The sequence below is a fragment of the Plantactinospora sp. CNZ321 genome (assembly GCF_004217235.1).
Window position 1 is genome coordinate 7,451,627 of record NZ_SHKQ01000001.1, and the last position, 12,569, is coordinate 7,464,195.

The 12,569-nt window shown below is 72.5% G+C and carries 14 protein-coding genes; 3 read left to right on the top strand and 11 right to left on the bottom strand.

Annotation, left to right across the window (positions count from 1 at the left end):
- Nucleotides 1-11: 11 nt before the first annotated feature.
- From EV371_RS32415 to EV371_RS32430, 4 genes are all read right to left on the bottom strand, one after another.
- A complete protein-coding gene (locus tag EV371_RS32415) occupies nucleotides 12-2,153 on the bottom strand; it encodes a hypothetical protein (protein ID WP_130465408.1) in 2,142 nt (713 codons plus the stop codon).
- A 143-nt stretch (nucleotides 2,154-2,296) separates the two neighbouring features.
- The gene (locus EV371_RS32420) at nucleotides 2,297-3,310 is read right to left on the bottom strand and encodes a glycine betaine ABC transporter substrate-binding protein (RefSeq protein ID WP_130465409.1); all 1,014 of its coding nucleotides are present in this window, start codon (nucleotides 3,308-3,310) and stop codon (nucleotides 2,297-2,299) included.
- Between the two features lie 291 nt (nucleotides 3,311-3,601).
- Nucleotides 3,602-4,336, bottom strand: coding sequence for an ABC transporter permease subunit (locus EV371_RS32425; RefSeq protein ID WP_130465410.1), 735 nt, complete (start codon nucleotides 4,334-4,336; stop codon nucleotides 3,602-3,604).
- A gap of 143 nt (nucleotides 4,337-4,479) precedes the next feature.
- Nucleotides 4,480-5,172 carry an ABC transporter permease subunit gene (locus tag EV371_RS32430; protein WP_130465411.1) on the bottom strand — a complete coding sequence of 231 codons (693 nt, stop codon included), beginning with the start codon at nucleotides 5,170-5,172 and terminating at the stop codon, nucleotides 4,480-4,482.
- Nucleotides 5,173-5,174: 2 nt separating this feature from the next.
- On the opposite strand from EV371_RS32430, the gene EV371_RS32435 reads away from it, so the two are divergent.
- Complete coding sequence (locus tag EV371_RS32435) at nucleotides 5,175-6,203, top strand: ATP-binding cassette domain-containing protein (RefSeq protein WP_130465412.1); 1,029 nt, start codon at nucleotides 5,175-5,177, stop codon at nucleotides 6,201-6,203.
- 76 nt (nucleotides 6,204-6,279) lie between these two features.
- Here the strand turns inward: EV371_RS32435 and EV371_RS32440 are convergent, their stop codons facing one another.
- From EV371_RS32440 to folP, 7 genes are all read right to left on the bottom strand, one after another.
- Nucleotides 6,280-6,771 carry a hypothetical protein gene (locus tag EV371_RS32440; RefSeq protein WP_130465413.1) on the bottom strand — a complete coding sequence of 164 codons (492 nt, stop codon included), beginning with the start codon at nucleotides 6,769-6,771 and terminating at the stop codon, nucleotides 6,280-6,282.
- A 161-nt stretch (nucleotides 6,772-6,932) separates the two neighbouring features.
- Nucleotides 6,933-7,241, bottom strand: a complete 309-nt coding sequence (locus EV371_RS32445; RefSeq protein WP_130465414.1) for a hypothetical protein — start codon at nucleotides 7,239-7,241, stop codon at nucleotides 6,933-6,935.
- Nucleotides 7,242-7,337: 96 nt separating this feature from the next.
- Entirely contained in the window at nucleotides 7,338-8,681 is a 1,344-nt protein-coding gene (locus EV371_RS32450; RefSeq protein ID WP_130465415.1) for an ABC transporter permease, read from the bottom strand.
- A gap of 178 nt (nucleotides 8,682-8,859) precedes the next feature.
- Nucleotides 8,860-9,339, bottom strand: coding sequence for a DUF3180 domain-containing protein (locus EV371_RS32455; RefSeq protein WP_130466375.1), 480 nt, complete (start codon nucleotides 9,337-9,339; stop codon nucleotides 8,860-8,862).
- A gap of 185 nt (nucleotides 9,340-9,524) precedes the next feature.
- Nucleotides 9,525-10,049 (bottom strand): 2-amino-4-hydroxy-6-hydroxymethyldihydropteridine diphosphokinase, encoded by a 525-nt coding sequence (gene folK / locus EV371_RS32460; protein ID WP_130465416.1) that lies wholly within the window; start codon nucleotides 10,047-10,049, stop codon nucleotides 9,525-9,527.
- Entirely contained in the window at nucleotides 10,046-10,423 is a 378-nt protein-coding gene (gene folB / locus EV371_RS32465) for a dihydroneopterin aldolase (protein WP_130466376.1), read from the bottom strand. Before folB ends, folK begins: the two co-directional genes overlap by 4 nt.
- A gap of 125 nt (nucleotides 10,424-10,548) precedes the next feature.
- Nucleotides 10,549-11,370, bottom strand: a complete 822-nt coding sequence (gene folP, locus EV371_RS32470; protein WP_130466377.1) for a dihydropteroate synthase — start codon at nucleotides 11,368-11,370, stop codon at nucleotides 10,549-10,551.
- Between the two features lie 458 nt (nucleotides 11,371-11,828).
- Here folP and EV371_RS32475 point away from each other — a divergent pair, with 458 nt between their 5' ends.
- The gene (locus EV371_RS32475) at nucleotides 11,829-12,146 is read left to right on the top strand and encodes a hypothetical protein (protein WP_130465417.1); all 318 of its coding nucleotides are present in this window, start codon (nucleotides 11,829-11,831) and stop codon (nucleotides 12,144-12,146) included.
- A gap of 15 nt (nucleotides 12,147-12,161) precedes the next feature.
- A complete protein-coding gene (locus tag EV371_RS32480) occupies nucleotides 12,162-12,524 on the top strand; it encodes a hypothetical protein (RefSeq protein ID WP_130465418.1) in 363 nt (120 codons plus the stop codon).
- The last annotated feature ends 45 nt before the right edge of the window (nucleotides 12,525-12,569 follow it).

The window sequence follows — 12,569 nt, forward strand, 5'->3', positions numbered from 1 at the left end:
CAGGTGACCGGTCAACGCCAGTCGCCGTCGGCGGAGTAGCCGTACCCGGAACGGCGGGTACCGCCGGCCCGGGGTGCCTCGTCCAACGGCGGGTAGCCGTACTCTTCGTCGTCGCGGTGCCGCCGCCCCCGCCGGGCAGGCTCCGGTTCCGGCTTCTGGCTGGGCGGGCCCCAGACGGAAGCCGGGTCCACCCCTGCGGCGGGCAGTGCCGCGGCACCGCCGGAGGGCTCCCAGCCCCGGCCGTCACCGAGGTCGGCACCGGCGCCGTGCCGGGCACCGTCCTGACCGGACCAGCCGCCCGAGCCGCGCTGGTCGCCGTACCGCCGGTCTTCGTCGGCGGGCTCCGACCACTGGCGACCGGTCCGCCGGCCCTCGTCCGGCCCCGGCTCCTCCCGGCGCATCTCCGCCCAGCGGTCCTCGACCCGCAACTCCGTACCCGACCCGTCGGACCGCATCGACGCCCGTCGCTCGCCCATCCGGACCTCGCGGCCCCGGTCGTCGTCGCGCACCGATGCCCAGCGGTCGCCGGCCCGCAGCTCGGCCCAGTACGAGTCGTCGGCCGGGTCGCCGGTCTCCGGCTCCGGGTCGGCCGGACGGCCACGCCAGCCGCCGTTACCGGACCGCCACCCGGCCCGCCCCTCGTCGGCAGCCTCGGCGGAGCCCCGACCCCGCGCCCGCCGGTCGTCCGGATCCTCGTCGCGCCCGTCCGACTCCCGGCGACCGCCGTAGGTGCCACCGCCGTAAGTGCCACCGCCGTAGGTGCCACCGCCCGCATCGGCACCGTGTGCTGCCGCGCCGCCGTAGGTCCCGCCGTCGTAGGTCCCGTCCCCCGAACCGGCACCGCCGTAGGTGCCACCGCCGTAGGTCCCGCCACCGGAACCGGCACCGCCGTAGGTCCCGCCGCCGTAGGTCCCGCCGCCCGAGCCGGCGCCGTGTACGCCGCCGCCAATGGTTCCGGCGCCGTAGCCGCCGGCCCGGCCACCGCCACCGTGGGTTCCGCCGCCATGGCCGCTCGAATGGGCGCCGCCGCCATAGCCGCCCGAAGGGGCGCCGTCCCCGTAGCCGCCCGAATGGACGCCGCCGCCGTAGCCGCCCGAATGGACGCCGCCGCCGTAGCCGCCCGAATGGACGCCGCCGCCGTAGCCGGCTGCACCGTAGGTTCCGCCGTCGTAACCGTGGCCATGATCGTCTTCGTGTCCGCCGACGATGGTCTGCCGGGTGGTCACCTGCACGGTCTCGGTGTGCCGGACGACGCCTCGGCCGAGCGGCGGTCCGGACACCCCACCGGGGCCGCCGGGCATTCCCGCCGGACCGCCCCGGTGCGTTCGCGCGCCCTGCGACCACGAGCGGCCGTACTGCCCGGACTCGCCCGGTGCGCCGTCGTCCCGGTCGTACCGCCGCCGCCCCGCCCCGGGCCGGTCGCCGTCGGGATAGTCACTCCCCTGGTGGCCGCCGTCCCGGTATCCGCCACCGGGGCGGCCGTGGAACTCGCCGGTGTTGTCGCTCTGGTCCGCGGCGTGTGAATGAGTCGAGGCGTGTGAATGAGTCGAGGCGTGTGAATGGGTCGAGGCGTGTGAATGAGTCGAGGCGTGGGACCGAGCCGGACCGCCGGCCACCGGTGCGTCACCAACGGCCGGACCGGCCCCGGCGCCGGACACGGCAGCGGCGGAAGACCTGCCCGATTTGGCGGAGGCGGGGGTGGTGCCCGCCATGACGGAGGCGGAGGTGCCCGGCCCGGCAGGGGCGGCGGAGCCGCCCGGCGCGGCGGCAGTGGCCCGGAAAGTCTCGATCTGGCCACGTAACGCCTCGACGTTGCCCTGCACGACCGCCAGCTTCTCGCCGAACGCCTTGTGCGTGGCCCGGGCGGCGGTGGCGATGTCGTTGCGCAACTCGCCCCGAAGGTCGTCGAGTTCCTCGGCGAGGGTCTCCTCGATGTCCAGCCGGACACCCTCCGAGTCGCCGCGCAACGTGATCGACAATCCGATGAGTACGACCGCCAGCACGGCGAGCACCGCCGCGATCCGGAGCGGCCCGTTGCCCTGCCCCACCAGGAGCAACAGGGCGGCCAGCGGAGCCAGCCCGACCCCGGACCAGAAGAGTACGGTCAGCAGCGGCCTACGGCGGGTTCCCTCGGTGGCCTCGCGGGCTGACATGGCAGTCGAGCCTACTCACACTTGCCGGGGACCGGAATGGCTGCGGCGGGCATGTGAGCGGCCGGTCGACGCCACGTACGGCGACGTCGACCGGCCACGGTCGGTTCCACTCCTCGGGCGGGAGGTGCACCCCGCGCCGACGGTCAGCTCGTGGCCAGCGCGCCGTCCGACGAGAAGACCAGCCCAACGCTGATCGTGCCGCTGGTCAGCGCCGACTTGGTCTGCGGGCCACCGGCGTCGAGCGAGTCGAACCGGCCCGCGTTGAAGTTGTAGACCTGCACCAGTCCGGCCTGGCACTTCGGCCGCTGCGGGCACTCCGGCGGCCCGCCGAGCACGGTCGCCGAGCCGGAGCACTTCGCCGCCAGCTCGCTGAGCGTGCGGACGCCGTACTTGTCGGCGAACTCCTTGGTGACCGCGAACGCGTTCTGGTCCTGGGCCGCCGACGGCTTGCCGAAGGTGATGCCGACCTTCTCACCGGCCGCCCTGAGCCCGTTGACGGTCTGGTCGAGGTCCGGTGAGGAGATCGGCGGTGGGGTGGACCCGGAGGAGGCGTTGACCTTGTTGTTCAGGAAGTCGGCCATCGTCGCGGCGTACTCCGGGACGACCTGGATGTCGCCCTTCTCCAGGGCCGGCTCGTAGAGTTCGCGGTTGCCGATCTGCTGGACCTTGACCTCATAGCCGGCGGCGGTGAGGGCGATCCGGTACAGCTCGCCCAGGGTCTGGCTCTCGCTGAAGTTGGCCACGCCGACGGTGATCGACCCGGTGCCGCCGGTCGGGATGCCTGCGGTGAGGTTGTTGGCCGCGGCGAACTCCTCGGCGGCCACCTTCGGGGTCTTGCGCTCGACGTCGACCGCCCTGTTGAGGCCGATCAGCTTGGGTGTGTCGAGGCTGTCCGAGACCTTGTCCAGGGCCGCGACCAGCGGCGGCTGGGCCACCTTGCTGTTGATCGCCGGAATGATGTTGTCGCTGTTCTGCAGCTTCTTGTCGTCGTCGAGCACGACCAGGCTCGACCCGGCCACCGGTGCGCAACCGGCACCCTGCGCCCCGGTCGCCGGAGCCTGGGTGCCGGACGAGCCGGCCCCACCGCAGCCGGCGAGGAACCCAGCCGCGACGACCGCACCGGCGGCGCCGGCTGCCAGACGTGAACGTGTACGCATGAATCGCCCGCCTCCTGTGTCCCGGCGCGGCCCGGATCGGGCCGGCCGCGTGTCCGACGGGCGACATGTCAGGAAGGCCGCCCGCGACTTCTCACGAAACATCCTCTCGCCGGGTACGACAATTCGCGATGGGCTTCGTCACCGGATCGTCACGCAAAGAGCCACAGAGCGCAGCCACTTGACCACTCTAAGCGAAAATCGCGCGGACCAGATCACCCCATCCGGCCTCGCCGAGGACTGCAAGAGTGACCAAACCCACACCGCCCCGACCGTCAGGAGCCCGGTGATTGGTCAGGAGCCGGTGACCGCGGCCGCCGCCCGCTGGTCGGCGCGGCGGATGATCCGGCGCCGGGCACGGCGCAGCGGCCGGGGCGTGACCACCCGTTCCAGCAGCGCGAAGACCAGTTCGACCAGGAGCGCGAGTAGGGCGACGAGGAGCCCGCCGGCCAGGATCTGCCCACCGCCGACCGAGATGCCCAGCCCGAACCCGGCGCTGATGATCTGGCCAAGCCCGCCTCCGTTGACGAACGAGGCGAGCGCGGCGGTCGCCACCACCTGCACCGCGGCGGTACGGAACCCCGCCGCCAGGTACGGCACCGCGAGCGGCAGCTCCACCCGGCGCAGCAACTGCCCGCCGGAGAGTCCCATCCCGCGCGCGGCTTCCCGCACCTCCGGATCAACCTGCCGGATCCCGGTGTACGCGTTCGCCAACAGCGGCGGCACCGCGAAGACCGCCAACGCGATGATCACCGGCGGCTTACCGAAGCCGAGCGCGGTCAGCGGCAGGATGGTCAGCAGCGCGATGGTCGGGATCGCCAGCGTGACGTTGGAGACCAGCACCACCATGCCACCGCCCCGGCCGGTGTGCCCGAGCCAGAGCCCGAGCGGCCAGGCGACCAGGCAGCCGATCGCGACGGCGGCGCCGGAGATCACCAGGTGCTCGACCAGCCGGTCGAGCACGCCACCGGGATTGGTCCAGTTGAGCGGGTCGTTCAGCCAGACGACGGCCTGCTCGATCGGGTTCATCGCCGCTCACTCCTCGCGCTCACCCCTGCTCATCTCCGGCTCGCGACTGCGGGGCTCGCAACACCGGCTCACTCCTCGCGCTCACCCCTGCCCACCCCCGGCTCGCGACTGCGGGGCTCGCAACACCGGCTCACTCCTCGCGCTCACCCGGTGGCTCGCCGACGCCGTGCCCATGGGGTGAGCAGCCGGCCGAGGCCGGCAAGGAGCAGGTCCAGCACCAGGGCCAGGAGTACGCAGAGCAGGGTGCCGGTCATGATCTCGGCCTTGAAGAAGTTGTTTCGGAACCCGCCGAGGATGAGCTGCCCGAGGCCGCCGTGCCCGACGAGCACCCCGACGGTGACCAGGGCCACCGTGGAAACGGTCGCCAGGCGCAGGCCGGTGAGGATACCCGGGAACGCCAGCGGCAGGTCGATCCGGAGCAGACGGGCGAATCGGCCGTACCCCATGCCCTGGGCCGCGTCCCGGACCTCCTCCGGCACCTGGTTGAGCCCGGCGAGTGCGTTCCGGACGATCAGCAGCAGGGCGTAGAGGACCAGCCCGAGCAGCACCGTCGTCGTCCCCGTCCCGAGGTACGGTGCGACGAATGCGAACAGTGCCAGCGACGGAACGGTGTAGAGCACACCCGAGAGTGCGAGAATCGGCCCGGTGAGCGGCCGGAACCAGTACGCCAGCACGGCGAGCGGGATCGCTACCACGGCGGCGATCAGCACGGCCTGGGCGGTGAGGGACGCGTGCTCCCGCAGTGCGGCGAGAATCGTCTCCGAGTTGCGCTGCACATAATCCCAGGAGAACCACGGATTACCCGGGTCAGCCCGGTCGATCACCCGGAAGGACATACGTGGACGTTACCCCGGAGGCCCGCTCCGCCGGGTCCGCCGGCACCACGGGTGCCGCCGCGATCACCCTCGACCAGGTACGCAAGCAGTATCCCGACGGCACGGTAGCGGTCGACGAGCTGAGTCTGGAGGTCAAGGCCGGCGAGTTGGTCGTGCTGATCGGACCCTCCGGCTGCGGCAAGTCCACGGTGCTCCGCATGATCAACCGGCTGATCGAGCCGACCTCGGGACGAATCCTGCTCGGCGACGAGGACGTCACCCGGACCGATCCGGTGCGGCTCCGGCGGCGGATCGGCTACGTGATCCAGAACGTCGGGCTCTTCCCGCACCAGACCATCGCCGCGAACGTCGGCACCGTACCCCGGTTGTCCGGCTGGCCGAAGGCGCGGATCGCGCAACGCGGCGCGGAGCTGCTGGAACTGGTCGGTCTCGACCCGGCCACCTTCGGCCCGCGCTATCCGCACGAACTCTCCGGCGGCCAGCGACAGCGGGTCGGGGTGGCCAGGGCGCTGGCCGCCGACCCGGTGGTGCTGCTGATGGACGAGCCGTTCTCGGCCGTCGACCCGATCGCGCGGGCCCGGCTCCAGGAGGAGTTCCTGCGGCTCCAGGCGGAGGTACGCAAGACGATCGTGCTGGTCACCCACGACCTTGACGAGGCGGTACGGCTGGGCGACCGGATCGTGGTGCTCTCCCAGGGCGGCAGGCTGGAGCAGTATGCCAGCCCGGCGACCCTGCTCGGCGAGCCCAGGTCGGCGTTCGTTCGGGAGTTCGTCGGGGCGGACCGGGCGATCCGGCGACTCGCGGTCACCCCGATCACCCCGGACCTGCTGCGTCCGCTGGCCGACCCGGTCAGCGCTGCCGGGCTGCCCGCCGTGCCGCTCGGGTCGTCGCTCTACGACGCGCTGGCGGTGCTGCTCCGGCACAACTCGGACGACGCCATGGTGACCGGCGAGGGTGGCGAGCCGCTCGGGACGGTCAGCCGGCACCAGATTCTCAGCATCGACTACCCGGCCGACCCGGTCGGCGGATAGTCGCTCCTCGCGGGGGCCCGCACCGGACCGCCGCCCGGCACGCCATCGGGCGAACGGGTCCGGTGCGGTGGCGGGCTCAGTGCCGGCCCCGCCAGCCGCCGAGGGTGGCCAGGCCGATGATCCAGCCGACGAAGAAGCCGTACGTGGCACCGCTGCCGGCGGCCTGGAACGCGCCGAGCAGCGACGGATTACTGCCGATCAACGTGGCGAGCAGGGCCGCGAACGCACCGGCGAAGACGTACGCCGACCAGCCCGCGAGGAACTGGCTGACGGTGCCCCGGGCCCGGGCCAGTTGCGAGCCGGGCAACAGGTAGAGGAAGACCCAGGTGAGCACCACCACCAGGATTGCCTTGAGGTCGGCGGCGATGACGTTCTGGATCGTGTCGTCGGAGTCGAACCGCCACGAGGGCCAGGCGAGCAGCCGGAGGAACCAGCCACCCGCCGTGTCAGGGTCGGTCTCGCTCCGGGCCCAGTCGGCATACCAGGGGCTGCCGAAGACCAGGACCAGTACGAGTGCGGTGAGCGTGCCCGCACCCGTGGCCGTCTTGTATCTGTTGGTGAGAGCCATGCACAGGTAATTCCCAGGGGAATCTGATCGCGAAACCCGGTGTCATGTTCGCGGGGTGCGCTGGGTTCACCAGACGGGCGGCCCGGTGTCCCGGTCAGGGCTTCGGGATCCCGGTCGGGGCTTCTGTAGGGTCCAGGTCAGTGCCTCTGTAGGGTCCCCGGTCAGGGCTTCTGTAGATAGTCGATGAAGGCGGCCCGGAGCAGCGGTGCGGTCTCCTCGTAGCCGTGGCCGGTGAACTCCCGCCAGAGCGCGACCGCCTCGTCGACGGTCGGGCCGGCCGCGTTCGGCGCGCCGTCCAGCGCCGCCGCCTCGTCCGCGTTCGGCAGGTGCCGGATCACCGACCAGAAGAATCCGATGTCCCGCCGTTCCCGGGCCAGCGCGAAGGCCCGCTGCCGCAGCTCCTCCGTGGAGAGCGCGTCCAGTTCGGCAAAGGTCGGGGTGGTACGGGACTCGGGACGCGATTCCGTCATGGGCCGAGCCTATCCGCCCGAACCGCCGCAAGCCGCACCGCCAGTACCAACGATCCACCAGCGCCGACGGCCGGCCGCGTCAAGGGTTCACCAGCGTCAGCGGTCCGGGGCGTCCCAGCGGTCGCCGCCCCAGCGGTCGGTCTGCTGGCTCGGCAGCGTGGAGGTCCACGGCTCCGGCGGCGACGCCTGGGCGGTGTCCCAGCTCGCCCTCGGCGTCTCCGGCTCCTCCACCCAGTCCCGCTCCGGTTCGGCGTAGGACCGGGGGCGGCCGTTCGCCTCGACCAGCCGGGTCACCACCAGACCGGCGGCCACCAGCACGGCGGCCAGGGCGGCCGGCGCGATGTCCAGGTTGCGCTCGTCGGCGTACCGGATGAACAGCGCCAGCGCGACGGCCGCGAGCATCCCGCCGGCGATCCCGCCCCGCCGCCCGAAGGCGCTGGCGCCACCGAGCAGCGCGGCGCCGAAGGCCAGACCGGTCCACTCGATGCCGGTGGTCGGCGGCACCGGCCCGGTGCCGCCGGCCGCGAGCAGCATTCCCGCCGCGACGGCGAAGACCGTCGACACCACCAGGCCGAACGTGACGATGAATCCGGCACCCCCACCCCGGCGCAGCGCCGGGTCAGCCACCGGGCGGAACCGGCCGACGGCCCGGCGTACCGTCTTGACGGTGCCGAAGAGGCCGGCCAGCACGGCGACGGCGGCAAAGCCGGCGAAGAGGTAGACCGCGTGCCGGGTCGGGTCGTACTCGCCCTGCACGTCGACCGGGGCGCTCCGCTGCTCGATGAAGACGATCACCGCGAGTCCGGCGGCAAGGCTGGCCGCCCAGCCCGGTACGTGGAAGCCCACCACCAGGATGGCGATCACCAGGCCGACGCCCACCCCGGCGACCAGCGCCGGCAGCATCGCCGACACGACGCCCCGGTCGGAGTTCTCCGCGAAGTGCAGCGCGGCGGCGACCGCGACCGGGCCCAGTGCGAGGTTGGGCGCGGCGGTCCGCAGGGTCAGCCCGGCGCCGAGAGTGAGCAGCCCGATCGCGGTACCGAAGACGAGCAGGCTCTCCCGCTGCGCGCCCCGGAGCAGGTCGGGATAGTCCCGGTTGCACAGGAAGAGCAGCACCGCCACCACGACCAGCAGCACCAGCTCCCAGAGCAGGTGCACCCCGATCCGATCCCGTCCGGGCTCGCCGTGTGCGGGATCGTCGAAGACGTTCTCCAGCGCGGCCGGCGAGACGTTCCGTCGCCGGGTCGGTGCGACCGGGTCCGGGTCGCTGACGGTGGCCGACTCGCCACCCATGAACCGCCCGGTGAGGTGGCTGGACGACGTACGGGGGTCGGCGTCGTATCCGGGGTCACCGCCGTACCGGGGATCCTCCCGCTCGCTGGTACCGACCGGATCAATTCCGGGGTCCCGTCGCCGATAGATCGAATCGTCGTACGCCATGCGCGCCTCCCGTTCGTCCAGCGAACAGGCCCCGGCCCGGGGCGGCATCCGGGACCGAAGCGGTCGGACGTGGGCCCGATCCAGCGGAGTTGGCGGATCCGGCCCGGTCGGAGGCACCGTACCCGCGAGCACGCCCGGCCGTCACCCCCGGTACGCGTCGATTACCCGGACGGCCTGCTCAGGGCTCGTCGCGCCGCCCCAGGTCGTCACTCTCCGAGTCTTGATCATCACGATCAGGCACCCGGCAGGAGCGTTCCAACCAGAGCGCCGCACCCACCAGGGCGAGCGACGCGCCGAGTCCGGCACTGGCCGCCGGTACGTCGTTGGCGGCCGCCCGGGTCCGCTCGATGAGCAGCCAGACGTCCAAGCCGGCGTAGAAGCCGGCAAAGATCGCCCCGGCCAGCGCCGACGCCTTGGCCAGTACGACGAACCGGGCCACCGCCAGCGGGTCGACCGGGTCCCGGCCGGGCCTGCGCTCGATCCGGGCCCGGGTGTTCGCCGCGGCGAAGCCCTCCAGGGCGGCCAGCCCGAGCAGCGTGACGATGGGCAGCCAGGGCAGCGGCGGAATGTGGCTGTAGAAGCTGCTGACCAGCAACCAGGCCAGGGCCGCCGAGGCGAGCCCGGCCACGACCAGCGAGGCGGGTTTGGTCGGACCCATCCGCCCGCGCTCGGGGGCCGGGCCGCGCGTCGGGGGTCTGCGCTCGGTCACAACTCTTCCTCACTCCGCTCGTCGACACGGGGCGCCGGTCCGGTGTCGACCGGACGGGCGCGTCCCGCGGTCGGCGGACCCGTCCGGGCCCGCGGCCCGGTCACCGTCGACCGGCCATCCTCGACCGGTCACCGTCAATCCGACTCTAACCGCAGATCCGGACGAGGGCGCAGGTCCAGCGCGTCGGTGCCGACCGGTTCGGTCGACATCAGGTCGGTCAGAGCGCCGTGGCCGGGCAGCCGCCCGTACGGCTCGATGTCGATCCACGGCCGGAGCACGAAGGCCCGCAGGTGGGCGCGGGGGTGCGGCAGGGTCAACTCCGGGTCGGCGCTGTGCACCGGCTGACCGTCGGCCGTCCAGACTCCGATCACGTCGACGTCGAGGCTGCGCGGCCCGAACCGGCGCTCCGGGTCTCTGACCCGGCCGGCCGCCGCCTCGGCGGCCCGGGCCCGGTCGAGCCAGTCGCGCGGGCCGGCCGCGTCGTCGGCGACCATCAACGCCGCGTTCAGGTACGCCGGCTGGTCCGGGTCACCCCACGGCGGCGTCTCGTAGATCCCGGACGCCACCAGGAGTACGTCGCGCAGCCCGGTCACCGCCGTGCGCAGGTGTTCCAGCCGGTCGCCGAGGTTGCTGCCGAGCGAGAGCACGGCCCGGGTCATCGGGTCGGCCTCCTCCGGGTCACCGTCACCGCCACGTCGGCGAAGTCGTGCGGGATCGGCGCCTGTGGCTTGTGCACGGTGACCGAGGTGCCGAGTACCCGTGGATCGGCCAGACAGGCGGCGGCGAGCCGCTCGGCCAGCGTCTCGATCAGGTTGACCGGCTCGCCTGTCACGATCCCGACCAGCCGCTCGGCCAGTTCGCCGTAGTGCACGGTGTCGGCCACGTCGTCGGAGCGGGCCGCCGCGCCCAGGTCGAGTTCCAGCACCACGTCGACGACGAAGTCCTGCCCCTGGGCGCGCTCGAAGTCGTAGACGCCGTGCCGGCCGCGTGCCCGCAGCCCGGTCAGCACGATCCGGTCGGTCTCCCGGGCGATCCGGTCAGTCTCCCGGGCGATCCGGTCAGTCTCCCGGGCGATCCGATCGGTCTCCCGGGCGATCCGATCGGTCTCGCGGTCGGATGCCCCGACCTGCGCCTCCTCCCGGTCGCCAGCCGTACCCGTCATCCGGCCACCTCCCCGGTCGCCAGCCGGGGGCGGCCGCTGGCGGTCCAGACCGCGAGCGCGTCCACCGTCTCCCGCACGTCGTGCACCCGTACCCCCCAGGCTCCGGCCGCGACCGCGAGCACGCTGGTGGCGATCGTGGCGGCGGTACGCCCCTCGGTCGGCCGGGGCGTGCCGTCCGGGTCGGCCAGCAGCGCACCCAGGTACGACTTGCGGCTCGCCCCGAAGAGCAGCGGATAGCCGAGCGCCAGCAGCTCCGGCAGCCGGGCGGTGAGCTGCCAGTTGTCGGCGGGCCGCTTGGCGAAGCCGAGGCCGGGGTCGATGACGATGCGGTCGGCGGCGACCCCGGCGGCGAGGGCGTCGGAGACCCGCTGCGCCAGCTCGGCCCGCACGTCGGCGACCACGTCGGTGTAGTGGGCGAGTTCCTGCATCCGCTTGGCGTGCGCCCGCCAGTGCATCAGGATCCACGGGCAGCCCGCCTCGGCGACCACCTTGGCCATGTCCGGGTCGGCGAGCCCCCCGGAGACGTCGTTGACCACGGTCGCGCCGGCCTCCAGCGCGGCGGCGGCGACGCTGGCCCGGTAGGTGTCGACGCTCATCGGCACTCCCCGGGCGGCGAGTTCCCGGATGACCGGCAGCACCCGGGCGGCCTCGGTCTCCGCGTCGACCCGGTCGGCGCCGGGCCGGGTGGACTCGCCACCCACGTCGACGAGGTGGGCGCCGTCGGCGTGCATCCGTACCCCGTGCCGTACCGCGGCGTCGAGGTCGGCGTACCGGCCGCCGTCGGAGAAGGAGTCGGGCGTGACGTTGAGGACGCCCATCACCACCGGCCGGGACGCGCCAGGCAGCTCGCCGACGAGGGGCGATCCACCACCTGTGGCGGCGGCACCCGGGACTGACTCGCTCACCCCCCGACGCTACCCACCCAGCCGGCAACACCCCAGCTCGCCCCCTGCCGCGGCCGGGCGCCGCTCCGCCGCCCGGCGCCGGTCCGCCGCCGCGCGACGGTCCGGGTCGGAGGGGCGTGAAAACCGGCGGGTCGGGGCGGATCGGTGGCACTCGTCGCCGCTTGTTCCAAACAGGCACGCGCCGTACGCTCGCATCAGCCAGATGCCAGAACTTAAGAGATGGGCCGAATTAGGACAAAGATGCCCACAAACCATCACTCTTCGCGGTGATTGCGAGACGCAGGGTCGATCAACACCCCACGACCGACCCGGTTGACCGGGCTTGACAGCAGTGCGGAGGCGAGGCGTCACCGCACCCGGGGAGGATTCCGATGTTCGCCATGGAGCTGGTGGAGACGGCATGGCCGGCCGCCACGCACGCGCTCCACACCCTCGCGTCGGTCACGGCCGCCGAGCCACCGCCCGAGGGCAATATCGACACCGAAGGGATCGTCGGCTTCTTCGCCGGAAACATCGCGCCCATCCTGCTCGCCGTGCTCGGCGTGATCTTCATCGGTCGGGCCAGCAAGGGCGAGGTCTCCAAGGTACTGACCAGCTCGGCGATCGCGCTGCTCGGCCTGGCCTTCATCGCCGGGGCGGCGACGCTGTTCTTCGTCGGCGAGAACCTGATCAACCTGATCTTCGAATAGACCGCGGAGCACGAGATGCGGCTGCGCACCGACGACGACATCTATCGGGCCCGCCTGGTCTACCTGGGGCCGCCCGGCTACACGTTGCCCGTCCACCTGCCATACACGCAGTACGGGCTCTTCATGTTGCTGGTGCCGCTGTTCATGTTCATTCATTGGCTCTTCACCCTCAAGGTCGAGCTGATCCCCGCCTGGGAGATCGCGCTCGCGATGGTCACCACATCCTTCGTCTTCCGGTACGTCGATCCCGACCGGCCCGCCCGGATGGTCATCCGGACGGCACTGACCGACTGGCGGCGCACCCGCGAACCGGCGACAGAGCAGCGCGACCCCCGACTGGTCGCGACCCGTATCCGGATCCGGGAGCAGTTGACATGACCGACCCCAGTGAGGTGACGGCGTGACCGAGCGAACCAGATTCCC

Bases quoted from the DNA above. Each gene is read 5' to 3' on its own strand.
- EV371_RS32415 (WP_130465408.1), bottom strand. From the start codon at position 2,153: ATGTCAGCCCGCGAGGCCACCGAGGGAACCCGCCGTAGGCCGCTGCTG.
- EV371_RS32420 (WP_130465409.1), bottom strand. From the start codon at position 3,310: ATGCGTACACGTTCACGTCTGGCAGCCGGCGCCGCCGGTGCGGTCGTC.
- EV371_RS32425 (WP_130465410.1), bottom strand. From the start codon at position 4,336: ATGAACCCGATCGAGCAGGCCGTCGTCTGGCTGAACGACCCGCTCAAC.
- EV371_RS32430 (WP_130465411.1), bottom strand. From the start codon at position 5,172: ATGTCCTTCCGGGTGATCGACCGGGCTGACCCGGGTAATCCGTGGTTC.
- EV371_RS32440 (WP_130465413.1), bottom strand. From the start codon at position 6,771: ATGGCTCTCACCAACAGATACAAGACGGCCACGGGTGCGGGCACGCTC.
- EV371_RS32445 (WP_130465414.1), bottom strand. From the start codon at position 7,241: ATGACGGAATCGCGTCCCGAGTCCCGTACCACCCCGACCTTTGCCGAA.
- EV371_RS32450 (WP_130465415.1), bottom strand. From the start codon at position 8,681: ATGGCGTACGACGATTCGATCTATCGGCGACGGGACCCCGGAATTGAT.
- EV371_RS32455 (WP_130466375.1), bottom strand. From the start codon at position 9,339: ATGGGTCCGACCAAACCCGCCTCGCTGGTCGTGGCCGGGCTCGCCTCG.
- folK (WP_130465416.1), bottom strand. From the start codon at position 10,049: ATGACCCGGGCCGTGCTCTCGCTCGGCAGCAACCTCGGCGACCGGCTG.
- folP (WP_130466377.1), bottom strand. From the start codon at position 11,370: ATGGGCGTCCTCAACGTCACGCCCGACTCCTTCTCCGACGGCGGCCGG.
- EV371_RS32475 (WP_130465417.1), top strand. From the start codon at position 11,829: ATGTTCGCCATGGAGCTGGTGGAGACGGCATGGCCGGCCGCCACGCAC.
- EV371_RS32480 (WP_130465418.1), top strand. From the start codon at position 12,162: ATGCGGCTGCGCACCGACGACGACATCTATCGGGCCCGCCTGGTCTAC.